Here is a 24479-nt window from a genome sequence, read left to right on the forward strand (position 1 = left end):
GACACGAATGAGCGTGCACCTCATGTGTCCAAGGGATGTACTTTCAAGACAACTCTATCCCTTCAATTGTGCCACAAAGTTGCGAATTTGCAACAGCCCCTCTGCACGCGTGTCCGGATTTCCAAGCAGAGGGATCGCTTCTTCCACCTGACGAACGATGGCACTACCTACAACAACGCCATCGCAGATGCGGGAGAAATGTTCCACCTGCTCATGACTAGAAATACCGAAACCTACCGCTACAGGGACGTCTGTCAGACTTTTCACCGTCTCAATGAAGCTTTCTACGCCATCAAAGAAAGAAGCTCTCTCTCCGGTTACTCCAAGGGAAGATACACAATAGATAAAGCCACTTGCTCCATTCACAATCCGCTCAATCCGTGCATTAGATGTAGGTGCAACAAGTGGCACCAGATGTACTCCCGCGCGATTAGCACGTTGTCGCATCTCTTCCGCTTCCTCAATTGGCAAGTCCGGAATGATCATGCCACTAATATCGTGTTTGATCAATTCTTCAAAGAATACATCCAACCCGGTCTGCAAGACCGGATTATAATAGGTGAACAGCACAAACGGCAATTTCACGCCTGCCTTACGAGCTTTTGCTGCGGTTTCCATAACCGTACGAATGGTAATCTGGCTTTTCAGCGCACGTTCGGAAGCACGCTGAATGACGGGACCATCTGCAAGTGGATCGGAATAAGGAACACCCAATTCCAAAATATCCGCTCCGGCCTGCTCAAGCTCCTTGATGATATCGATCGTTGTATCCACATCCGGGTCTCCCACGGTTAAGAATGGAATAAGTGCCGTTCGGTTCTGTTGCTTCAATTGCTGGAAGGTCTGGTCCATCAGATTCATCCCAAGTCGCCTCCCGTGTATTTCATGATCGATTCAACGTCCTTGTCTCCACGTCCCGACAGACAAATGACTACAATATCATCTGCTGTGAGTTCAGGCGCCAGTTTGACAACTTGGGCAACCGCATGTGCAGACTCCAGAGCAGGAATAATTCCTTCCGTCCGACATAGGAGTTGCAGAGCATCAAGTGCTTCCTGATCCGTGATCGGTACATATTTTGCCCGTTCAATATCCTTGAGATAGGAATGCTCCGGACCAACACCCGGATAATCAAGTCCGGCCGAGATGGAATGTGCTGGCTGAACCTGTCCATACTCATCCTGCAACAGGTAACTCATAGATCCCTGGAACACACCATGCGTACCTTTGGTCATCGTCGCAGCGTGATACTCGGTATCGACCCCTTTGCCTGCGGCTTCAACGCCAACAAGCTTCACATCCTGGTCACCGATAAATGGATAGAACATGCCGATTGCATTACTTCCTCCACCGACAGCTGCTACAATTACATCCGGCAAACGTCCTTCGATCTCCTGAATCTGACGACGGGTCTCATCACCAATCACTCGTTGGAAATTCCGTACCATCATCGGATATGGATGAGGTCCAACCACTGATCCAAGCACATAGAACGTATCCTCCACATTGCTGACCCAGTAGCGAAGCGCTTCATTACCAGCATCCTTCAGTGTCCGTGTTCCGGACGTAACCGGAATTACTTCTGCTCCGAGCAGCTTCATCCGAAATACGTTTAACTGCTGACGCTCTGTATCTTCTTCGCCCATAAATACTTTGCATTCCAGTCCAAGCAATGCGGCTACAGTTGCCGTTGCAACGCCGTGTTGACCTGCACCCGTTTCGGCAATAACTTTCTTTTTGCCCATCCGTTTGGCAAGCAGACCTTGTCCAATGGCGTTATTAATTTTGTGCGCGCCTGTATGATTGAGATCTTCACGTTTCAGATAAATTTTCGGTCCGCCCAATCGGTGTGACAATTGCTCTGCATGATACAATGGGGTTTCACGTCCAGAATACTCGCTCAGCAGATAATTCAGTTCCTTGTTGAATTCCTCATCTTCAGAGAAGTGGCTGTATGCCTCCTCCAACTCAATAAGTGCGTTCATTAGTGTCTCAGGTACAAAGCGGCCTCCGAAGTGACCGAAACGCCCGTGTTGATCCGGCAATTGATGTGTCATGCCTGCTTCACCCTTTCTACGAATGCTGTAATTTTGGCAATATCCTTCACACCTTCAGTCTCAACGCCACTGGATACATCGACGCCGAAAGGTGCATATGTCTGTATTAATTGCTGTACATTGTCCGGCTGCAAACCTCCTGCAACGAACAGAGAGATTTCGCGACTTTTCGCCCATTCCGCATAGGCAGGAATTCGCTCCCAGGCAAATGTTTTCCCGGAGCCCCCTCCATATAGAGGATCATGGGTATCGAGCAATATCGCATCAACGAATTTATCGTAAGCATCAAGAGCCCTTATGGCTACATCATCAGCTTCCGGACCCGTTTCATCTTTGGGAAAAGAAAAAACCTTGAATACTTCGGCATTCCACCGCTGCTTGACCTGATGGCAGAATTCCGCAGTCTCCTGTCCGTGTAGCTGAATAACATCCAGGTGAGCAATCTCCATAATGTGTTCAAGCTCTTCCAGCGTAGGATTCACAAATACACCCGCAAGTTTAGGCCGATCATAGGCAGACCATTCAAACAACACCGTTCTTAATACAGCAGCCTGCTCGGGTTCGATTCGGCGGCGTGATTTGGCAAAAACAACACCAATGTAATCCACAGGCAAGTTTATCATCGATTTTAGCACTTCAACGTCCTGAAGTCCACATATTTTTACGGCCGCTGGCAGCGGGTTTCTCCGTTCAGACATACTGTCACCTGTGCCATCGTGTATGGAAGTATTCATCATTTGGGTCCCATCAGATCATATACAGCCGCCTCGACATCATCCTTGCGCATGAGATGCTCACCTACGAGAATACCATGAACACCGGCCTGGATCAGCGGCACTGTTGATTCTGGTCCGTCAATACCACTTTCGCTAATCAAAGTGACCCCACTTGGAATCAATTCCATCAACTCCAGTGTCGTGCTCAGACTGGTTTCGAATGTTTTCAAATTACGGTTATTAATGCCCACAAGTCTTGCCTGCGGAATCTCCAATACCTGCTCCAGTTCTGTTCGATCGTGAACTTCAATCAAGGCATCCAGTCCCAAACTTTTGGCAAATTCCAGATATTGACGAATCTGTTCAGGTGTCAGAATGCTGGCAATCAGCAGGATCGCATCCGCACCCAGCAATCTTGCCTCGGCAATCTGTCGCTCATCTATAATAAAATCCTTGCGTAATAACGGAATATTCACCGCTTGATGGATCGCCTGCAAGTACTCGTTGCTCCCTTGAAAATACGACACATCCGTTAATACGGAGATGCAGTCTGCACCTGCTCGCTCATAAGCAGCAGCAATCTCTACCGGATGAAAATCCGGGCGAATTAACCCTTTGGATGGTGAAGCCTTCTTCACTTCAGCAATAAGGCCGAGTTTGCGATTACGTCTGCTTGATAATGCTTGTTCAAATCCCCGGGTTGCGGGTAGTTGTTCGATTTTTTGGATAGCCTCATCCATGCGAAATGTCTGTGCCAATACTTCTACTTCTTTATGTTTGGTTGCAACGATTCGATCAAGATACATGACTGTACGCCTCCGTTGTATGAATTAACTGTTCAAGCTTCCCGGCAGCTTTGCCTGAATCTACCGCTTCAGCAGCAAGTGTGACCCCTTCAGCAATGCTATCTGCAAGGCCGGATACGTAGATGCATGCTCCAGCGTTCAACAGTACGACATCACGGTAGGCACTCTGCTCACCCTGGAAGATCCTCTTAATAATTTCGGCATTCTGTACCGCATCTCCTCCAAGCACCGCTTCGAGCGGATGCAGAGACAAGCCCATATCACGTGGATCAATATCGTAGGTGTGCACTTCACCATTGCGAAGTTCAGATACCTGAGTTGGCGCCGAGATACTGATTTCATCCAAACCATCATGACTGGCCACGACCAACGCTCTTTTGAGACCAAGACGATTCAGCACTTCAGCGATCATCGGCGTCCGGGAACGATCATACAGACCAAGCAATTGGCGATCTGCTCCCGCAGGATTGGTTAAGGGTCCGAGCATATTGAAAATGGTACGCACACCCAGCTCTTTTCTCGGTCCTGCCGCATGTCGCATGGAAGGGTGATATACTTGGGCAAAACAGAAGCAAATTCCGATATCATCCAGACATTGTCTGGCCTGTTCCCCGTTCAGATGGATATTTACACCGAGTGCCTCTAATACATCTGCACTACCTGCTTTGCCTGAAGCTGAACGGTTGCCATGTTTGGCGACCCGAACCGAGACGGCGGAAGCAATAATGGCAGATGCCGTGGAAATATTGAATTTATGAATTCCCGATCCGCCTGTTCCACAAGTGTCCAACAAGCCGCTGCCATCCGTGAGAATCCGTCCGCCTTGACCACGCATCGCTTCAGCAAAACCGGTGATCTCATCCACCGTTTCGCCCTTCATACGCAGCGCTATTAACAAACCTCCGATTTGAGCCGGCGTTGCCTCACCTCTCATAATCGAATACATCAAATCTCGCGCTTCGGCTTGCTCCAGATGGCTGCCCTCCAAAATCTTCGCTAATCCATTCTTCATGCCATTCTCGCGAGTCATCTCAGTAATCGGGGTTACAGGGTTTTCATTCATAATCGGGTTTATGTTCATCTCCGGTCTCTCCTCTCTCAGTTTTTAACGGCCGCTGGTGTGACAAAGTAATCTGCATTTGCCAATCTCAACGTGCTGTCCTTTTCTTTGGCAGGAAACATGGCTTCTGCTGTTCGAATCGCCTTAAGCAATGCTTTGGCTTTGTTAACCGTTTCTACATATTCATTCTCAGGCACTGAATCCCACACGATGCCTGCTCCGGCCTGTACATATGCTTTTCCTTTTTTGAAAATAATCGTACGAATCGTAATACAGGAGTCCATGTTACCCGAGAAACCGAGGTATCCAATCGCTCCGGCGTATGCACCGCGTGCCTCTTTCTCCAGTTCCGCGATGATCTCCATTGCACGAAGTTTCGGTGCACCCGATACGGTACCCGCTGGCAAGCATGAGAGGAACGCATCGAAGAAATCCTTATCATCTCTTAGCTCGCCCGTAACGTTGGATACCATGTGCATCACGTGAGAATACCGTTCAATCTCCATGAACATGTCACACTTCACACTGCCGAAGCTGGATACCCGACCCAGATCGTTACGGCCCAAATCAACCAGCATGAGATGCTCCGCACGTTCCTTCTCATCCTGGAGCAGATCAGCAGCGAGTGCACGATCTTCCGCTTCGGTTGCCCCCCGTGGACGTGTTCCCGCAATCGGACGTGTCTCCACACGATTTCCGTCCACCTTGACCAGTGCTTCAGGCGAAGTGCCGACGATAATTTCATCATCCATTTTGAGGTAGTACATATAAGGTGATGGATTCAGGGTCCGAAGCACGCGATACACGTGAAGCGGAGAAACCTCTGTATCAATGTGAAAACGCTGGGATAATACCACTTGAAAAATATCACCTGCGCGAATGTACTCTTTGGCTTGCTCTACATTACCTATGAATTGTTCCTTCGTAAGGTTGGAGCGAATATCTCCCAGCTCCACGTCTCCCGGAATGGAACGCGGATTCAGGTTTTCCCCTGGTCCTTGCTGCTGCAATCGTTCAGCGGCCTGCTCCAGCTTCTCCGAAGTCACCGCATACGCTTGCCGTATCTCATCATCCGTTGCACCATCCTTGACGTGTACATTACCGACGAGCAACATCTGCTGCTTCACATGGTCGAACACGATAATCTGGTCACAGAACATAAAACGGATGTCATCCATATTCAGATCATCCAGCGCGTGGGCTGGAAGCTTCTCATAATAGGACAGCAGATCATATCCGAAGAAACCAATTGCCCCGCCTGTGAATGGTGGCAGTTCATCATCTTTGGGGCTGCGGTACTTACGCAACAGTGCTTTCAGTTCTTCAATCGGTTTGCCTGGCAATTCACGAGTCTGTCCCGCTTCTTCCACTACAATCCGGCCCTTCTTGGCCGAAATCATTAGAAACGGATCTGTACCGATGAACGAGTATCTCGCCCATTGGATTCCTCCCTCTACACTTTCCAACAGGAATGCCCGGTCGTTGTCAGCAAAACGGCGGAATATTCGAATCGGAGTCTCCATATCTGCCAAAATCCGTTTGACTACCGGAATCAGATTATACTCATTTGACATTTTCAGTACTTGATTAACGTTTGGCGTTATCATCAAATCACGTCCTTTCAGATTTAGGTAAGTTCAACTAAAGAGGTTACACTGAGCACTCCGATGACTGAACAACCTTCCGATCGCTGTTATCCCCAGATTTTTTGATTCCCTTTCTAAAGGGAAAATCCGGGGATAAAGGCGAACGCTTCGCTTCTTCACGTTATTTCTGTCCTCTTCGTTATCGTGTAAAATATTAGTTGAACTTATAGGGGAAGAAGAAACAATTCAATATACAATGAAAAAACCTCTACCATCAGGTAGAGGTTTGGTTATAAGCTGTATTCAACAGGGTGATGCTTCATAAATAACAAGTCCCTATACTTCGCTCTCGGATTATTACAGGTCTCTGGATTGATGCATGTTACATCATCCAATGCGGGAAAATAAATCAGTTATAACACATCAACTACTCATTCCAATATTTCGTAAAATATGGGAGAGTACATGTTTGTGTTGTACCGATATATATCTACACAAAAGGTGTCCTACGACACATTTGCTGCTTCCCTGTTCCTGTTACAACTTCCGTAGCACGACGTACCGTGAATCAGTTGACCGGTTTCTGTTGCCCCGGTTACCACCCACTGGACTCTGCTATATACTCCACTAGCTCAGCTGCTCTCAGCTCAATCTCTACTCTACTCAACTGGTTCTCACTATACATCATTATGATCGGTTTGACAACCTGCTTCTTTAAGATCCAGAAGGTGCTGCCAGATCCGGACGCAATGCCTGTGCACCGTTCAGATACACATGATGGATTTCGTTCTGAGCTTTGTTTGTATTGACATGTACCATGAATCGAATGCATTGTGCCAATGCACCTTTAACTGGAACTTCCAGCGCACACATCAGTGGTACGAGTTCCCAACCATCCAGTTGGCGGATAGCTTTTGCCGGGAAAGCAGCATCCAGATCCCCAGTTAACGTAATCCACACACTACAGATATCTTCCGGTTGGATCTCATTGCGATCCACGATCTCCTGCAGCAATACAGCCGTTTCTTTCAAAATCTGTTCTTCGTTGTTCTGCGTGACTGTTGTAGCCCCGCGAATTCCCCGTGTGACCATTGCTGTTATTCTCCCTTCCTGAGCATTTCAATGACGTCCCGAACTGTCGACACAGGTACGTCCTTCACAATTCTTGCAGCCCCAATCCGATCAGGAATGATGAACACCATATGACCTTCACGGAATTTTTTGTCATGCATCATCGCTTCCATTAATGCATCCGTGTCCAGATGAGCAGGCATCGTTGTTGGAAGGCGAAGTGAACGCAACATGCGGACCGTATCTTCATACAGCCCTGCTGGCGCACCAAGCTTCTCACCAAGCAATGCCGATCCAGCCATACCGATGGAAATTGCTTCTCCGTGCAGGAATTCTCCATAACCGGCAATCGCTTCAATGGCATGACCAATCGTATGTCCAAGGTTCAACAATGCACGTTCTCCATTTTCACGTTCGTCTCTGGATACGATCTCTGCCTTGATACCACACCCGCGCTCCAAGCCGTATCCCAGTGCTTCGGGATTGAGCGCTAGCAACTCCTCTGCATGTTCCTCACACCAGTGTGCAAAAGCCGCATCACGGATCAGCCCGTGCTTCAGCATCTCTGACAAACCTGCCGAAACATCTCGTGGCGGCAAGGATTGAAGTGTGTCCACATCGTAGAGTACCAGCTCGGGCTGGTGGAATGCACCGATCATATTTTTGGCCAGCGGATGATTGACAGCCACCTTGCCACCTACGCTGCTGTCATGCGCCAAAATCGTTGTAGGTACTTGAACAAACTTGATTCCACGCATATATGTAGCAGCAACAAAGCCTGCCAGATCACCTACGACACCACCACCTAGGGCCAGAATCGCAGAACTCCGATCCAGTTTGCCTTCGATCGCGACGGTCATCATATCCTGATACACCGAAAGGGATTTCGATGTTTCACCAGAGGGTACAACCGCCGATACGACTGTATAACCAGCCGTACGCAGCGTTTGCTCCAAACCTGACAAGTATTTGGGAGCCACATTTTCATCTGTAATGATGAGTAAGGGACTTTTTTTGGTTAGGCCATATTGCTCAAAATATTGAGGGGCTTGTGCCAATAGGCCGCTACCAATCAGAATCGGATATGAGCGTTCCTCCAACTGTACCGTCAGCTGACGCATATTAGTAATTCTCCAGTTGAGCGTTATAGTTAGCAACATTAGCACGGATCTCTTCCATGGAATCCCCGCCGAATTTCTCTAGGAATGCCTTGGCAATTTCCCACGCTACAACATGCTCCATCACAACACTTGCTGCTGGTACAGCACAAGCGTCCGAGCGCTCAACCTGAGCCGTAAATGCTTCTTTCGTATCAATGTCCACACTTTGCAGTGGCTTATACAACGTTGGGATTGGCTTCATCACACCGCGTACAACCACTGGCATACCGTTCGTCATCCCGCCTTCGAATCCGCCCAGACGGTTGGTTGCCCGGTGGTAGCCGCGTTCATCCGTATGCATGATTTCATCATGCACCTGTGAACCACGAATGACTCCGGCTTCGAATCCGATACCAATCTCTACACCTTTGAATGCATTAATGGACATTACGCCTTGAGCGATTCGCGCATCCAGCTTGCGATCGTATTGAACATAGCTACCCAGACCAATTGGCACCCCTTCAACGATACATTCCACGATTCCTCCGATGGAATCGCCTTCTTGTTTAATCTGGTCGATGTAGGCTTCCATCTTCTTCTCTGTCTCAGCATCTGTGACACGTACAGAGGAAGCTTCTGTCACTGCGATCAGTTCATCAATCGGAAGGTCCTGATATGGAGCTTCGATCTCTCCAATACGAAGTACACGTCCAGCTACCTTGATTCCAAATTCAGCCAGGAATTGACGTGCAATGGCACCACATGCCACACGTACTGTTGTTTCACGTGCACTGGAGCGCTCCAATACGTTACGCAAGTCTTTGAGATTATACTTGAGTCCACCGTTCAGATCAGCATGTCCGGGACGAGGACGATGAACGCGACGTTTCTCTTCGTCACTGCCTTCGATCGGCTCAATATTCATAATATTCTGCCAATGTTTCCAGTCATTATTTTGAACAACCAGCGCTACCGGAGCACCTGTTGTATATCCGTGACGGATCCCACCAACGAAATTCGCCTGATCCTTCTCGATCTGCATCCGGCGCCCACGACCATACCCCTTTTGGCGGCGGTGAAGCTGGAAATTCAGTTCTTCAAAATCAATCGTCAAATTACTTGGCAATCCTTCAATAATAGCGGTCAGTTGGGGTCCGTGCGTCTCCCCTGCGGTTAAATAGCGTAAACTCATAATACGTTCCCCCTTTAAACTGTTAAACTTCACATTGCTAAAATCCCATAATTTCTTTGCTTATTATAGTATAGCTGACCGGCTTTGACAAGAAAGTCGGCTCTTTCTTGTACTTGGTATACAAATAACCGCCTGAACACATGTACATGTGCTTCAGACGGCTGAACAACCATTATCATTATTTTTTCCGATAGAAAAATGTTTCTGCTGTCTCCAGACCATATTGTCCCGGGGAGAAGATCTGCTCCGTACTGCCCACAAATAAGATACCGCCTGGACGTAAACTTGCTGCAAATTTGTGATACAACAGGTTTTTGGCTTCCTCGGTAAAATAGATCATGACATTTCGGCACACAATCAGATCGTACCCATCGTCAAAACGGTCCACCAGCAAATTTTGTTTCATGAACTTGATCGAATTTTTGAGTTGCTCATCAATACGGTACACCAGGCCATCCTGCTTGAAGTAACGGTTCGCCGTTTCCTTTGGCACATCCTTAAGTGAGCGTTCCATATAACGCCCTTCTTTGGCTTTGGCCAATGCACCTTCATCCAGATCACTTGCCGTAATCGAGCTGTCCTTCAAAATGCCCATCGTGTCCAAAATCATGGCAAGTGTGTATGGTTCTTCACCTGTTGAACAGGCTGCACTCCAGACTTTGACACGACGCTTGGACCCTAGCAGTTCAGGCAGGATCTCGTCCCGCAGCACTTCCCAACGATTGGGATTACGCCAGAATTCAGACACGTTAATGGTCATGCGATCAAGGAACTCGTAAAACAATGATTTATCTTTCTGCATAGCATCAAAAAAGTTAGAAAATGTATGAAACCCGTTTTTGTTGCGAAGTGTGGTCAGCCTTCTTTTCATCTGGCCTTCCTTGTATTGAGCAAGATCAATGCCTGTGCTCTCTTTGATTTTACGAATGAATCCGGTGTAATCCGGGTCTAGTAGTTGTTCTTGCTCCAGCATCGTGTATCACCCTTTTGGCTAATAATTACAACCAGGCTGCGATGCTCTTGTCGTATACCACCAATTCATCTGAAGCAAAGAAATTGGCTGCTTCACGGGAAGCACTTTCCGGTGAATCTGCCCCATGAATCAGATTATGTGGTGTGTGGCTGGCGAAGTCTCCGCGAATGGTACCCGGAGCTGCTTCCTTCACATTGGTTTTTCCGATGACGATGCGCGCAAGCGCCACAATATCGTCCCCTTCCCACACCATGGCAAATACAGGCCCAGATGTGATAAAACGAACCAAATCATCGAAAAACGGTTTGCCCTCATGTTCAGCATAATGGCGTTTTGCCTGTTCCTCAGACATCTGCACCAATTTGCCTGCCACCAACTTAAATCCTTTGTCTTCCAGACGGCTAATAATTCGACCGATCAATCCACGCTGCACACCATCCGGCTTCACCATCAAAAATGTACGATCCATCAGCTCACTCCTCACTCACGGTTCAAAGTTAATCACTATGTAAACGCAATCCCTCTGATTGTAACATACATGTCCAAATCCTCCCAATGAGGAATATCACAAGTCTGTTCATCTTTGGGTATGAGCGATCTGAGAGTTGAAGGTCATACAAAGTTTAATGCGTACGTTTAACCACAAAATGAGCGATGTCACGCAGGTTTTTGGTCGTCTTGATGTTAGGTAGCTGATCGAGAGCATCGAGCGCTTTCTTCATATATCGGTCAGCAAGGGCTTCTGCTTTAGCGATTCCTTGACTTTGGCGAATCATTCCAATTGCATCCGATGCACTTGCCCGTCCTTCTTCATGCTGTACACGGGAAATCTCCTTAAGCAAAGGTTCCCGCAGATCGGATTCTTCTAGGGCATAAAGTACAGGAAGAGTAATATTTCCTTGCTTCATATCACTGCCTGGTGGCTTACCAAGTTGTTTCTCGGTACCTACCAGATCCAGTACATCATCTTGAATCTGGAAAGCCATCCCCACATTGTATCCGTATGTATACAGCAGGGAAGATACATGCTCAGGCGCGCGTGTGGCCAATGCGCCTAACTGACAGCTAACCGCAATCAGAAGTGCTGTTTTACGGCGAATCCGCAGCAGATAGTTACGAACACTTTGTCCCGTATTGAAAAAGTCGCGAATTTGCTCCATTTCACCAATGGACATCTGTACCATGGCTTTGGCAAGAATACGATGAATAGCTGGATCGGATAATCCGGCAGTCATCTCAAGTGCCTTACCGTAGATATAGTCTCCTGTGTACATGGCAATCCGATTATCCCATTTTGACTTCACCGTGGGTTTGCCTCGGCGTGTCTCCGCATTATCAATCACATCATCGTGAACGAGCGATGCGGAATGAATCAGTTCCAACGGAACCGCAACCAGCTTCAGACGTTCAATGTCATATGTACCAAATTTCCCGCCAAGTAATACAAAAACGGGCCGCAACCGTTTTCCTCCTGCTTTGAGCAAATGAAGCGACGTTTCACTCAGCAGCTTCTGTTCTCCTCGAACACTGCGATAGAGCTCTTTCTCAATGTAATCCATGTCCTTTTTTAACAACCCGAAAATATCCAATAGTTTCATTCGTTCACCCGTATCAGCGTATTGTCAGTCCACAAATCCATGCTTACCTTCCCCTCCAGCAAGTCGGGCCTGCAGGCATTACGAAAAACCCGTCTTACCGTTCTTGCTTGTGTTTTTCCATAAAGATCTAACGTATTCTTCTTCACCGAATGTCATGGCCGACACCCGGGAATTAAACTCTGCGACTTGTTCTGAAACAAAATACAGAAGTTGCCGGAGCATGGGTCAAGACTGTGGTTCATGAAGACTTACCATCAGCACTCACCAATACCCCGGGATTCGGGGGACAAATAAACCGAGCAACACCTTGGCAAAAAACGCCTTGTATCGGACTCAGTCATTATCCCCGTTCATCCGGTTCTCCCCATCTTGTAAAAAGTTGATGTGGGATGCGCAAACTATCCAGCACTTTTCCCACCAAAAACAGAATCAACTCATCCATAGTCTGAGGTTTGTAATAAAAAGCAGGCATAGCCGGTATCATACGCACACCAAGACGTGAAAGCTTCAGCATGTTCTCCAGATGGATTGCATGAAGAGGCGTCTCACGTGGTACGAGGATCAATGTTCTTCCCTCTTTCAACATCACATCAGCTGCACGGGACATCAGATTATCCGAGGATCCCTGCGCAATGGACGAAAGAGTTCCCATAGAACATGGCATGATAATCATGCCGTCGGCCAGATAAGAACCACTTGCAATGGAGGCCCCTATATCACTCACAGGATGATAGATCAGAGAACCGGCACGGTTGCCGAATTTTTCTTCCAGCACCACATCCCGATTCGTCACATCCCAGTCCATTTCTTCTTTCAATACACGCCACCCTGCATTGGATATGACCAGATGAACGTTATATTCCAAATCAAGCAGCGTTTCAATTAATCGAATGCCATATATACTGCCACTCGCTCCGGTAATTCCGACAACCAGTCTTTTATTGTCCGGTTGCTGTACCATTTATTTCACCGCCAGATCAATCAGAGTAAACGTAAATACGATTATACTAAGCAAACTGTTCATGGTAAAAAACGCCGTTTGAACACGGCTCATATCATTAGGCGATACAATATAGTGTTGATAGAACAGAATTCCATACGTCACCAACATGCCTGCGCCATACCACCAGCTCAGATCTGTCATCAACAATAATGCAAGAAAACCAATTGCAGTAATCACATGGAAGAACTTAGCGATCTGCAAGGATTTAACCAGGCCAAAACGGGAAGGTATGGAGTGAAGACCCTCTCCCTGATCAAATTCCAGATCCTGACATGCATAGATAATATCAAAGCCCGCTGTCCAGAACACAATCGTAACGTACAGCACAATCGCTGTCCAATCCATCGTGCCTGTTACAGCTACCCAGCCACCAAGTGGTGCCAAACCAATCGTCATTCCGAGAACGACGTGGCATAACCATGTGAATCGTTTGGTGTACGAATACAGTACCAACATAAACACAGCAATAGGCAACAGCTGCATGGACAATACATTAAGATTGGATGAGGCCCAGAATAACAATATAAATGAGATAATGACAAATATAACAACTTCCCCATTTTTCAAAAGCCCTGCCGGGATGGCTCTCATCGCAGTACGGGGGTTTTTACCATCAATCGCTTGGTCAATAATCCGGTTCAAACCGAATGCTGCACTACGTGCACCGACCATCGCAAGCAATACCCACATGATCTGCATCCAGCTTGGGAAGGTATCATCCACTACCATGGAGCCTAGAATGGCCCCCATAAATGCAAAGGGTAAAGCAAAAAGCGTATGTTCAATCTTGATCATTTCTAAAAAGATGCGAATTTTCCTAAACATGCTGATTCTCCTTGGTTCCAATATGCAATGCCGCGATACCTCCGGTTAGAGGGTAGGCCTGCACTTCTTGTAATCCTGTTTCTGCAAAAATGTCCGCCAGTTCCTTCCTTCCGGGAAAAATCGCCAGAGAGTCGGGCAGCCATTTGTACTGCTCAAAACTTTTAGCAAACACTTTGGCAAGATTCGGTAAAACCTTCTCAAAATAAAAATAATAAATGCCTTTGAACGGCTGCCATGTTGGCTTGGACAATTCCAGACACACAACCATACCGCCCGGTTTGACCACACGTTTCATTTCAGATAACACCTGTCTGAGATCCGGTACATTGCGAAGCCCGAACCCGATTGTCACATAATCAAATGAATTGTCTTCAAAAGGAAGTGACATGGCGTTTCCCTGTGTCAGGGTAATCTGATTCTGACGTTGCACCGCATTGATCTTCGTCTGGCCGACCTCCAGCATGTTGCTGCTGAAATCAAGTCCGTGCATGTGCCCTGTTTCACTTGCTTCTGCCATAGCAAGCGTCCAGTCACACGTGCCGCAGCACAAATCAAGACCGGTGTCGCCTTTGGACATATTCATCTTTTTCATGGTGAATTTGCGCCAAGCCTTATGCCTGCGGAAACTTAGAATATCATTCATGACATCATATTTTCCGGCTATGCTCTGAAAAACCGAATGGACATATTCTTCTTTCGGTTTGGTCTCTCCGCTCCCCATTCGTCTGTCTCCCCCTCAATCTTCCCTTACTGCCGCATGTGAAGGCTGCAAATATGCCAAGTAAGGCTCAAGAATCGCATGGATCTCATGCAAGCCCATTCGCCCTTCCTCGTCTTGCAACAACACTTGAATGCGGTGTGTACAATCGCGAAGCTTGTCCAGCAAAACTTCACCAACCCTATGCTTCAGCATCATAGCGTTCCATGCACGTACATCCGGTTCAGATTGACGCAGCACAGTGCGCTCATCGTCATTACCATGCTCGTATATGTGCCAGTATGCATAGCTGTGGAGATATTGTCTTTCGTCATTCATCCGCTTCAGTTCTTCCACGATCGTTTCGCAGGAGCTGAATTCGGTCAACAGGCTGTTCCATAGTGATTCTTCGTTATCTCGAATCATGCCTGTAAATGAAAGAAACAGCTGCATTCTCAGCTGTACCGTTTCACGCAAGTATTCATCAGCCGAAACGAGAAGCTTCTTCATCCGTTCATACAGCGTCATCTTGCGTGCGTTCACTTCGGATACAGCACCACTGAGTTTGCCGATCATTTCAATTCTGCCCGCTTGGGCAAGCAATTGATAAAAACGGCTACTTAAATAATCTCCGGCGAGTACATTCAACTGGCGTGAACGCATCTCCTGCTCTCTCCGCTCACCGGAAATGGTATCGATTCGATCATGCGTATCCATGGCCAACTGAACGAGCGAAGTTGCAAGAGCATATAACTCTTGATGCACCTTTTCGTCTGTGCGGCCCACAAATACCTGCAGCAGACGTGCTCGGCTATCCGGAAATGATGGGATTTCCGTATGTTGTCGAATCATGTCGTAATCCGTATATTTCTTTGCTAGTTGGGGTACGCGATATGAATTCATTCTCAGCCTCCGAGCCTTAACATTGTTAAACCATTTCTGCACTACAATCTTATATATTATAGCATATGTTGATCGGGCACGCACTGAATCCTGCTATTCTATTACCCCTGACTTGTCATTTCGAATTGCTTCTTCCAGAGTTCGGTTTCCATCAAATGAAACCAGTCCTTCAATTCCTCTGAAAAGGCCGCACTTTTCCAGTTCCGTAATGTGTCAATCGCATACAGGGGCCACTCACCACGCCGAATATCAGCAGCAAGCAACAGATGTCGTTTATGCATCCATTCATCCTCTGCCATCACACGCAACAGCACCTGATCCACGTTATCCAGAGTACGAAAGCCCAGATCCGCCACAGCTGCCATGTTCTCATAGATTTCAGTGTAACTTGTACCTGTTCCTTTTACTTTGAGGTCCAGTGTCAAAATGGACTGTTTCCATTCCACTCTTGCGATGGGTGTGGATAGTTGCATGGAGCTTAGCACATCAACCAGATTGTCATTCGTTAGCTGAACAGGATGATGTGATGCAGAGGCAGGTTGTACGTTTTCCCCGCCCCAGGTACGCATATGTAAGGTTTGTATCGCAACAAGCAGAAAGACTGCCGCAACCGTTGCCAGCATTGAAGCAGTAACAATCATCCGCGGATTCATATACGCCTCCCTGCCTTTACCTGTTAGTGTAGTCTGTCCGGTAAAGGCTCATACCTCATTGTACAATGAAAAAAAGCAGGCTATGCCTGCAATCTTCATTTGATTGTATTCAATCTGTACATTACTCCGATTCAATCTGTCCATGCTTGGTAATCAGCGTGGCTTTGCCCCGGATTTTAATAGCTGAGGTATGGGTGGTAAATTGGGCAAACATCACTTCACCCTTGTCCAATTTCTCGGTGTGGTGAAAACGTGTATCCTGACCTCGGGTTAATCCGATCACCTGGACACCATTTTCCTCTGCCTTAATTACAATATAATCATTGCCGGTTGGATGATCCATCACGCATGTCCCCTTCTTAAGTTCGATAGCGTTAATGATGATTAAGATTGTTTCATTTGTCAACCTGCGCCTTATACGAATGCACCGCAAGAATCAGCTACCCCCGGGTCATACTACAGTTGTACCCCCACAGAAAGGAGAATCTACATGAAGTACACCCCTGCCGCACTTACAGACGAGCATATTCATCAGTTAAAAGAAATTGAACAGCATCTGTCTGCAGCTGCTGGCGAAGAACTGATTCTCGTTGCTTATACCGGGCAACCGGATGATCCTGAGCACTCGGATAGCCGCAAGAATCATCGTTAAAGGGCAAAAGAAAAGGCCGTGAACAAGTCACGGTCTTTTTGTCGACATATGGAATATGTAGAAATCTTATTTAATTCCGTCTTTGAGCGCTTTACCTGGTTTGAATGCAGGAATTTTGCTCGCAGGAATTTCGATTTCTTCACCTGTTTGCGGGTTGCGTCCTTTACGTGCGGAGCGCTCGCGAACTTCGAAGTTCCCAAAACCAACCAATTGTACTTTATCTCCGCTTTGAAGAGCCTCAGAGATTGCTTCGAATACGGCATCAACCGCTTTCGTTACATCTTTTTTGGACAATTCAGTCGCTTCAGATACGTGTGTAATCAAGTCTGATTTGTTCATTTGTTTTTCACCTCCTGTATCAATGTCCTGAATGTTATACTGTGTTTCCGTTTTATAGCGAAATATACGTTCATACGCAAAAAATCTACGTACATCTTGAGCGATGAACACAAATCTCCGCTTGCGGTCAACAGTCATTTTCGGCAGAATGTCGTCTGAAACCACGGGCATTTCAGACGCCGAACAAATTTCATACTAATACAGACAGCCCACAATTTCAAGTCCGGTTGCGGTTTAAGACGTAAAATGTAACCGCCAGGGCAAGCACGAGAACTCCACCTTTTACAATATCATGCGTGAAATACTGTACGTTCATCATCGTTAACCCGTTCACAAGAACACCAATCAGAACCGAACCGATGAAGGTTCCGATGACATTCGGTTTACCCGCGCCGAACACAGAGAAACCGACAAACACTGCCGCTACGGATTCCATTAACAACGGTGATCCCGCATCGATTTGCCCAGATCCTACTTTGGAAGCATAGATGATACCACCGATTGCTGCAAACACTCCAGCGGCCACATAGGCGAGTGTACGCACCTTTTTCACCTTGATTCCAGACAATCGTGCAGCTTCCTCATTACCGCCTGTAATGTACATCTGGCGCCCATATTTCGTATACGTCAAAAAGATATGCACACCTATTACCGCAATAAGCAGCAGGATAACCGATATAGGCATCCCCAGCCATTTACCCTGCCCTATAAGCAGGAAGGTCGAGTCCATCTCGCCCGCAGCTTTGCTCCCATCAGGGAACTGCATATGATTGTAAATGGTATATCCCTGTGCATACGTTTTGTGAATACCTCCGATGATGTACATCGTGGCGAGGGTTGCCAGCAAATCCGGAATACGCAATTTTACAATGAGCAAAGCGTTCAACAAACCAATAACAGCACCGATAATTAGTGGCACGATAATGACGATTGCTAGCGGTTGTTGATACCATATCATTAACGAAGCCGTCACGACGGTGGTCAATGAAACAGTCGCCCCTACAGAGAGATCAAATCCATCAACAATGAGAGATAACGTAACACCTATCGCTACAAACGTGACGATTGAAATCGAGCCCAAAATATCGGTCAAGTTACTGTACGTAAAGAAATAAGGCAATTTAATGCCGAAAAATGCGATAACTCCTATAATAACTATAATTGCTCCGTAACGGAACGCAAAATCCAGTGATTTATCCTTCATGATTGCACCTCTTGTCCACCGCTTGCATAGTATAGCAGCTGTTCTTGATTAGTCTCGCCTCGTTTGAACTCTTTCACGATAACACCCTCGCACATGACAGCGATTCGGTCGCCAATTCCCATGCCTTCATCCAGTTCACAGGTGAAATAGATGACGCCCTTGCCGGCTAAAGCCAGTTCGTTGATAATGCGGAAAATGTCACTTTTTGCCCCGATATCTACGCCTTTGGTTGGCTCATCAAATATAAATACATCTGCATCCGCGTTAAGCCATTTGCCAATGGCTACCTTCTGCTGATTACCACCGCTTAGATATTTCACTTCCTGCTTCACTGACGATGTTTTGATTCCAAGCTGTTTCACCAATGACTCAGCATTCAGACGTTCCCGTTTGCGGCTTACGAAACCTAATGTACTGAGACGGCTAAGCAAAGGCAGACTTAGATTCCGTTCCACGTTCTCCTGAATCAGGATTCCTTGTTTACGTCGCTCCTCCGGTACAGAAACAATCCCCAGAGCCGCCGCATCCGCAGGCTGAGACAGACGAAGATTACGGTTGTTAAGCCGGATCTCCCCTCCCTCCAGCCGATCTGCACCAATCAGCAAACGAGAGCTTTCCGTTTTACCCGCGCCTACCAGGCCAACCACAGCGAGAACTTCACCTCGGCGTACAGAGAGGTCAACACCTTTGACTTTCACTCCACGACGAAGCCCACGAGCTTCCAACAGCATCTCCCCCACGGGGGCTTCCGTCTTCGGAAACTCTTCTTCAAATGGTTTGCCTAACATCTGAGTAACCAAATCGTTGATTGTCAGTCCCTTTGCTTCGCCGGTAAATACATGTTGCCCATCCCTCATAACCGTAACGCGATCACAGTGACCCGTCACTTCAGCAAGACGATGGGTTATGAAAATGCAGGCTACGCCCCGTTCCTTCAAAAGATGAACAATCCGGAAAAATGCATCCGTTTCTTCCTGACTCAGCGGTGCAGTAGGTTCGTCAAAAATGATGACCTTGGCATCCTGAATCAAAATCCGCGCCAGCAGTATCATCTGTTTTTCTGCAAGCGTCAGATCAGCCACTTTTTGGTGAACGGATATGTCCGCCCCTAATTGCTTCAATGCCTCAATCGCACGCTGTTGCAGCTTCCGTGGACTTTTCCACCACCCCCCGGCAGGTGAAGCCAACTGATCCAACATAATGTTCTCCGCAGCCGTCAGCTGTGGCACCAGTGCCGCATCCACTTCCTGATAGACACAGTGAATCCCGCTTGCCTTCGCGTCTCCCGGAGAACTTAAATGAAGCGCTTGTCCACTCAGCTGAATCGTCCCCTGATCCAATGGATAAGCACCAGACAAAATTTTCATTAACGTACTCTTACCGGCACCATTGGCACCCAGCAGTGCATGAATCTCTCCGCCTTTTACAGAGAAATCCACATCCTTCAGTGCAGGTATGCCTGAAAACTGCTTGTGGATGTGTTCCATTTGAAGCAGAATCGGTGCAGTGCTCATGATGTTAACCTCCAATCGTTCCCTTCCGGGAGCATCCCTTTTTTCATCCAGGCCATACATATCTTCATTATGTTTGAAAAAAGCGCGCCTTGCGGCGCGCTTCCTATACGCTGCTTATTTAGCAGTAATTCCGTATTCGCTCATCCAGTCCTTGATTCCTTGTGTGCTTCCACCCCATCCTTCAACGAACTCTGACAGCTCCGAAGTGGAGATTTGTTGATCTGGCAGAGCTTCACGTTGAACATAGACCGGGTTAAGCACAACTGAATCTTCTGTCTCGTCCCCGTTCAGTTTCTGATAAGCATAACGGACTTGGACGCGACCAATATCCGTTGGATCAACAGCAGCAGAAGCAACCCAAGGATTTTTCGGGTCCTGAATCATTTGCAGATCCTCGTCACTCATATCGATACCATACACTTTGATCTCGTCACGTCCAGCTTGTTGAATTGCGCGCGCTGCACCTTTGGCGAATTCATCCCATGCAGTCCATACAGCTGTAATCTCACCTTTTGGATATTGCTTGAGAATAGCTTCCATTTTGGCTTGAGTATCCAGCGCCGGATTCTGTGCGGAACCAAATGTAGCTATTTCCTTGATGTCCGGATTTGCTTTCATGAATTCACCGTATGCAATCTGACGACGTTCCATCGGTGCGAAACCAGCTACCCATACTTTCACAATATTTCCTTGTCCATTGATATCTTTTTTCATTTGCTCCAGTGTGAGCTCAGCCATCTTCTGGTCATCCTGTGACAGGACTGTAGCTCCCGGTACAGTAATGGCTGCGTCGAATACAACCACGGGAATGTTCTGTTCTACTGCCTTCTTCACGCCTGGCTCTAATAGGGAATCGCCGTGATCCGTAAGAATGGCATCGAATTTCTGGTTAATTGCGCTATCAAGCAAAGATACCATCTTTGCTTTGTCATTATCGGCAACAAACGTCGTCAGTTCGCCACCGAATTTTTCGATTTCTTGTTTGACTCCTTGTACATATTGCTGCGAGAAGGTACCTGTATTAAATTCCATAATAAGTGCAATTCTTTTACCGCTTAGAGGGCCTGTAACTGCTTCCGTTTTCGGCGTATCAGCTGATTCACCTGAAGCTGGAGTTGCTGCCGGTTCTTTTTTAATTCCGCAAGCGGACAGTGCCAATGTAAATACCAATAACACACTCAACCATACCCATTTTATCTCTTTTCTTTTCATCTCTGTCTCCCCCTGTCCACTCTCTGTGATCTCGATCACAATAGTTGAATATTAATATAACGGCTAATCCCTAGTATGTAAATGGGTTTTAGCAATTTAAAGCTAAAAATCGCTAAGTTTTTTTGAAAGCACTATCCTTCCCATCCATTTCATCCAAAATAAAGAAATCACATAAAAAAGACCGCGAGGGGATTTCCCCTTACGGTCTTTTGATGTCTTACAGAATGATAGCGATCAAGCCACCTGAACCTTCGTTAATGATTCTTCCCAGCGTCTCTTGCAGTTTGTATCTTGCATTATCCGGCATCATGGCAATCTTGCCCTGAATCCCTTCTCGCACGATAGAGTGCAGCGAACGGCCGAACATATCTGAATCCCATACCTTGATCGGATCGTTCTCGAAGTCCTGCATCAGGTATCTCACCAGTTCCTCACTTTGCTTCTCCGTACCGATAATTGGAGCGAACTCCGATTCCACATCAACCCGGATCATATGAATGGACGGTGCCGTAGCTTTCAGGCGTACGCCAAATTTGGTGCCCTGACGAATGAGCTCAGGTTCATCCAGAGCCATCTCGGCGAGAGATGGAGCAGCAATGCCGTATCCGGTCGTTTTGACCATTTCCAGCGCTTCTGCGAAGCGATCGTATTCTCTCTTCGCATGTGAGAACTCCTGCATCAATTGCAGCAGATGATCCTTGCCGCGAATCTCGATGCCAACCACTTCTACGAGAATCTGATCATACAGCTCATCCGGCGCATACAGGTCAATTTCAGCTACACCCTGCCCCATGTTCATACCACTCAGGCCTGCGCGATCAATGAATTCATATTCCATGAACTGAGCGACAACCCGATCCACATCGCGAAGTCTGCGAATATCCTTCACGGTATCCCGTACAGAATTTTCGTAGTTGCTTCGCAGCCAGTGAGTCTCGTTCAGCACCATAACCCAGCTCGGCAGGTTTACATTCACTTCATGCACAGGGAACTCATAGAGCACTTCACGAAGTACACCCGTCACATCATCTTCAGTCATTGTGGCTGCACTGAGTGTCATCACCGGAATGTCGTATTTGGCAGCAAGTTCACTACGCAATTGCAGGGCTTCTTCACTACGTGGGCGAGTGGAGTTGATGACCAAGACAAATGGTTTACCGACTTCTTTCAATTCCGCAATAACCCGTTCTTCGGATTCCACATAGGAACTGCGGGCAATTTCGGCAATTGTGCCGTCTGTTGTGACCACAACACCCAGTGTGGAATGCTCCTGAATGACTTTGCGAGTCCCAATCTCGGCGGCTTCCTGGAACGGAATTGGCTCTTCGAACCAAGGCGTGGAGATCATGCGCGGACCATTTTCATCCTCGTACCCCTTGGCTCCTTCCACCGCGTAACCCACACAATCCACAAGGCGTACATTGACATCAAGCCCTTCGGCCACCTTGATCTGAACTGCGTTATTCGGTACAAATTTTGGTTCGGTTGTCATGATGGTTTTGCCTGCTGCACTTTGTGGAAGTTCATCCACTGCACGGGCACGATCGGCCTCGCTTGCGATGTTGGGCAATACGATCGTTTCCATGAATCGTTTAATAAATGTTGATTTTCCCGTCCGGACTGCGCCGACAACCCCGAGATAAATATCCCCTCCGGTCCGCTCAGCTATGTCCTTAAAAATGTCCACTTTCTCCAATGAAATCCCCTCCCTAAATTACTCCGAAGGAAAAATGCTAAAGAGCATCCGCTTCGTTTTTTCAATCAGAAGACTGAAATCCCTGCAACGGTAGAGCCGCCTTTGTGAGTGCCCGGAAGTCGTCCGCCGCCGAACGTTGCATTCTGATGAAACCGGCGAGAGCGGCGTTAACTCGTACATGCAATTGGACTAGTATCATCTTATGTATCCGTATGCGGCAATATGACGCGTATTTTTGTTTTTTTATCTTATGGTGATGACATTAGGAGAATCCCCCGATCTCGGACTGCGCGTCTTTATTTCAATCTACTTTATGTGATCCATGAAGTTTTTATGACGGTTATTGCTCATACGGACAAAAGAAAAAAGAGATATTCCTGATTTGGAATATCTCTTTTTGAACCCTTAGAGGCATGGGGTGGCATACAGTTAGATCATATGAATGGCAACCAGACTTATTTTGTTGGCTGTGCCACTGGTGCATTATTTTGCCAAGTGTATAAAACAGATTTTACAGGTACGAAGTAGGAGTGTTCCAACAGAAGATCCCGAACATCATCCGTCTCTGCTGGAGACACATCAGACTTTTCCACTGCCTGCATAATGTCAAAAGCATAATCTACATAGACTTTGCCTTCGTCATCCATCATAAAAGGTAATGCCTGACCCGAATACACACTATTCAATGTAGTGGAAGGAGTTCCTGCCTGTGCAGCCTGATCCATATTCACAGCATATAACCCCGGATACAATTCTTCCCCGCTTGGCAGCTTATTGTTATGTACGGATTTATATTGATTAACCATTCGCTGCACATCGTTGACTTTCTGAACGGTCAGGAGGTCCATCACTTTAACGGTGGGATTCACTTCTTCATCCTGAATAAGGAAGTAAGCGCTACCACCGCTTTCAAAAGCGGTTCCCGGTATTTCATCCAGATACCCCAGCTGCTTCAACTTGGGCAGATCCACTCTGAATTTTTCATATTTTGGCGTTTCCATATCTGCATTGAGGATGGGTAAAATCCCCTCATCTTGCTGGAATGCCTCTACCGCACTCTGGATACGGCTCACGCTTTCCCGATAGGCTATTTTAGGGTCCGAATTGCTCTGCGATGGATACATACAACCACTTGCTGTAAAAGCAAACAACAGGAATAACAGCAGACCGCTCATCTGATGCGTCAGACGGTGCCGTCCGCTTCCTTCAACACCTTTTGGCTTGTTCCTAATCATTCGTGTCCTCCTAGAATAACGCTTATCTCAGAACCAGTCGTCTTCCTGTTGCTGACGTTCCAGTTGTTTCCGTATGGCTGCCTTCAGCGGGTCCTCCGGAACATGAACCGATAGAGAACCACACACCTTGGCCTGACAGGACAGTCTTGTACCTGCTTCCAACAATGAACCCAACTTGCGCTTTTCTGCATCCGTTGGCGGATACAGTTCCGCCCGATATTCTTCGCCTACGTTCACCTTGCACATCAAGCAAGCAGCTTTACCATCACATCGGGTCGTAATCTTCACTCCCGCTCGTCGTGCTGCATGCAGAAGTGTCGCCCCTGGTTTAAGCACGATCGATTTGTTCATGGGTAAAAAAGTAACCTTGTAGTCCATTATATTCCT

The 24479-nt window shown here is 47.2% G+C and carries 26 protein-coding genes; 1 reads left to right on the top strand and 25 read right to left on the bottom strand.

Going from position 1 to position 24479, the window contains the following annotated elements; translation table 11 throughout:
- Positions 1 to 54 precede the first annotated feature (54 nt).
- The 18 genes from trpA to mtrB form a co-directional block, all read right to left on the bottom strand.
- Positions 55 to 861 carry a tryptophan synthase subunit alpha gene (trpA, locus tag MKY85_RS19005; protein WP_342570546.1) on the bottom strand — a complete coding sequence of 269 codons (807 nt, stop codon included), beginning with the start codon at positions 859 to 861 and terminating at the stop codon, positions 55 to 57.
- Positions 858 to 2057, bottom strand: a complete 1200-nt coding sequence (trpB, locus tag MKY85_RS19010; protein ID WP_342570547.1) for a tryptophan synthase subunit beta — start codon at positions 2055 to 2057, stop codon at positions 858 to 860. The genes trpA and trpB overlap by 4 nt, the downstream gene beginning before the upstream one ends.
- Positions 2054 to 2755, bottom strand: coding sequence for a phosphoribosylanthranilate isomerase (locus tag MKY85_RS19015; protein WP_342570548.1), 702 nt, complete (start codon positions 2753 to 2755; stop codon positions 2054 to 2056). Before MKY85_RS19015 ends, trpB begins: the two co-directional genes overlap by 4 nt.
- A gap of 35 nt (positions 2756 to 2790) precedes the next feature.
- A complete protein-coding gene (gene trpC / locus MKY85_RS19020; RefSeq protein WP_342570549.1) occupies positions 2791 to 3579 on the bottom strand; it encodes an indole-3-glycerol phosphate synthase TrpC in 789 nt (262 codons plus the stop codon).
- Positions 3569 to 4609 (bottom strand): anthranilate phosphoribosyltransferase, encoded by a 1041-nt coding sequence (trpD, locus tag MKY85_RS19025; protein WP_342573424.1) that lies wholly within the window; start codon positions 4607 to 4609, stop codon positions 3569 to 3571. Before trpD ends, trpC begins: the two co-directional genes overlap by 11 nt.
- A gap of 68 nt (positions 4610 to 4677) precedes the next feature.
- The gene (gene trpE / locus MKY85_RS19030) at positions 4678 to 6246 is read right to left on the bottom strand and encodes an anthranilate synthase component I (protein ID WP_342570550.1); all 1569 of its coding nucleotides are present in this window, start codon (positions 6244 to 6246) and stop codon (positions 4678 to 4680) included.
- Between the two features lie 693 nt (positions 6247 to 6939).
- Positions 6940 to 7317, bottom strand: a complete 378-nt coding sequence (gene aroH / locus MKY85_RS19035; RefSeq protein WP_253438600.1) for a chorismate mutase — start codon at positions 7315 to 7317, stop codon at positions 6940 to 6942.
- Between the two features lie 5 nt (positions 7318 to 7322).
- Complete coding sequence (gene aroB / locus MKY85_RS19040) at positions 7323 to 8417, bottom strand: 3-dehydroquinate synthase (RefSeq protein ID WP_339235209.1); 1095 nt, start codon at positions 8415 to 8417, stop codon at positions 7323 to 7325.
- A 1-nt stretch (position 8418) separates the two neighbouring features.
- Positions 8419 to 9588 (bottom strand): chorismate synthase, encoded by a 1170-nt coding sequence (gene aroC / locus MKY85_RS19045; RefSeq protein ID WP_105599406.1) that lies wholly within the window; start codon positions 9586 to 9588, stop codon positions 8419 to 8421.
- A gap of 178 nt (positions 9589 to 9766) precedes the next feature.
- A complete protein-coding gene (locus MKY85_RS19050) occupies positions 9767 to 10561 on the bottom strand; it encodes a protein-glutamate O-methyltransferase CheR (protein ID WP_062835189.1) in 795 nt (264 codons plus the stop codon).
- Positions 10562 to 10586: 25 nt separating this feature from the next.
- Positions 10587 to 11030 carry a nucleoside-diphosphate kinase gene (ndk, locus tag MKY85_RS19055; RefSeq protein ID WP_339235211.1) on the bottom strand — a complete coding sequence of 148 codons (444 nt, stop codon included), beginning with the start codon at positions 11028 to 11030 and terminating at the stop codon, positions 10587 to 10589.
- A gap of 154 nt (positions 11031 to 11184) precedes the next feature.
- Positions 11185 to 12159 carry a polyprenyl synthetase family protein gene (locus MKY85_RS19060; protein WP_017687703.1) on the bottom strand — a complete coding sequence of 325 codons (975 nt, stop codon included), beginning with the start codon at positions 12157 to 12159 and terminating at the stop codon, positions 11185 to 11187.
- 340 nt (positions 12160 to 12499) lie between these two features.
- Entirely contained in the window at positions 12500 to 13120 is a 621-nt protein-coding gene (locus tag MKY85_RS19065) for a UbiX family flavin prenyltransferase (RefSeq protein WP_339235214.1), read from the bottom strand.
- Positions 13121 to 13987 carry a UbiA-like polyprenyltransferase gene (locus MKY85_RS19070; RefSeq protein ID WP_339235216.1) on the bottom strand — a complete coding sequence of 289 codons (867 nt, stop codon included), beginning with the start codon at positions 13985 to 13987 and terminating at the stop codon, positions 13121 to 13123.
- Positions 13980 to 14708: a demethylmenaquinone methyltransferase gene (locus MKY85_RS19075; protein WP_339235218.1), complete on the bottom strand. Its 729-nt coding sequence runs from the start codon at positions 14706 to 14708 to the stop codon at positions 13980 to 13982. Before MKY85_RS19075 ends, MKY85_RS19070 begins: the two co-directional genes overlap by 8 nt.
- A gap of 15 nt (positions 14709 to 14723) precedes the next feature.
- The gene (locus MKY85_RS19080) at positions 14724 to 15587 is read right to left on the bottom strand and encodes a heptaprenyl diphosphate synthase component 1 (protein WP_339235221.1); all 864 of its coding nucleotides are present in this window, start codon (positions 15585 to 15587) and stop codon (positions 14724 to 14726) included.
- A gap of 101 nt (positions 15588 to 15688) precedes the next feature.
- A complete protein-coding gene (locus MKY85_RS19085) occupies positions 15689 to 16240 on the bottom strand; it encodes a hypothetical protein (RefSeq protein WP_339235223.1) in 552 nt (183 codons plus the stop codon).
- Between the two features lie 121 nt (positions 16241 to 16361).
- Positions 16362 to 16583, bottom strand: coding sequence for a trp RNA-binding attenuation protein MtrB (gene mtrB / locus MKY85_RS19090; RefSeq protein WP_017687697.1), 222 nt, complete (start codon positions 16581 to 16583; stop codon positions 16362 to 16364).
- Between the two features lie 147 nt (positions 16584 to 16730).
- On the opposite strand from mtrB, the gene MKY85_RS19095 reads away from it, so the two are divergent.
- A complete protein-coding gene (locus tag MKY85_RS19095) occupies positions 16731 to 16892 on the top strand; it encodes a hypothetical protein (RefSeq protein ID WP_339235225.1) in 162 nt (53 codons plus the stop codon).
- 66 nt (positions 16893 to 16958) lie between these two features.
- On the opposite strand, the gene MKY85_RS19100 is transcribed toward MKY85_RS19095, so the two are convergent.
- The 7 genes from MKY85_RS19100 to MKY85_RS19130 form a co-directional block, all read right to left on the bottom strand.
- Positions 16959 to 17231 carry an HU family DNA-binding protein gene (locus tag MKY85_RS19100; RefSeq protein ID WP_024630670.1) on the bottom strand — a complete coding sequence of 91 codons (273 nt, stop codon included), beginning with the start codon at positions 17229 to 17231 and terminating at the stop codon, positions 16959 to 16961.
- A gap of 217 nt (positions 17232 to 17448) precedes the next feature.
- Positions 17449 to 18435 (bottom strand): ABC transporter permease, encoded by a 987-nt coding sequence (locus tag MKY85_RS19105; protein ID WP_339307316.1) that lies wholly within the window; start codon positions 18433 to 18435, stop codon positions 17449 to 17451.
- Entirely contained in the window at positions 18432 to 19949 is a 1518-nt protein-coding gene (locus MKY85_RS19110) for a sugar ABC transporter ATP-binding protein (protein WP_339307314.1), read from the bottom strand. Before MKY85_RS19110 ends, MKY85_RS19105 begins: the two co-directional genes overlap by 4 nt.
- Before the next feature lie 114 nt (positions 19950 to 20063).
- Positions 20064 to 21161, bottom strand: a complete 1098-nt coding sequence (locus tag MKY85_RS19115; protein WP_342570551.1) for a sugar ABC transporter substrate-binding protein — start codon at positions 21159 to 21161, stop codon at positions 20064 to 20066.
- A 217-nt stretch (positions 21162 to 21378) separates the two neighbouring features.
- Positions 21379 to 22857 (bottom strand): stage IV sporulation protein A, encoded by a 1479-nt coding sequence (gene spoIVA, locus MKY85_RS19120; protein ID WP_017687692.1) that lies wholly within the window; start codon positions 22855 to 22857, stop codon positions 21379 to 21381.
- Between the two features lie 455 nt (positions 22858 to 23312).
- A complete protein-coding gene (locus MKY85_RS19125) occupies positions 23313 to 24092 on the bottom strand; it encodes a hypothetical protein (RefSeq protein WP_339256148.1) in 780 nt (259 codons plus the stop codon).
- Positions 24093 to 24119: 27 nt separating this feature from the next.
- Positions 24120 to 24470: a 2Fe-2S iron-sulfur cluster-binding protein gene (locus tag MKY85_RS19130; RefSeq protein WP_339256150.1), complete on the bottom strand. Its 351-nt coding sequence runs from the start codon at positions 24468 to 24470 to the stop codon at positions 24120 to 24122.
- Between the last annotated feature and the right edge of the window lie 9 nt (positions 24471 to 24479).

This window comes from Paenibacillus sp. FSL R5-0749, from assembly GCF_038595085.1.
GTDB lineage: Bacteria > Bacillota > Bacilli > Paenibacillales > Paenibacillaceae > Paenibacillus.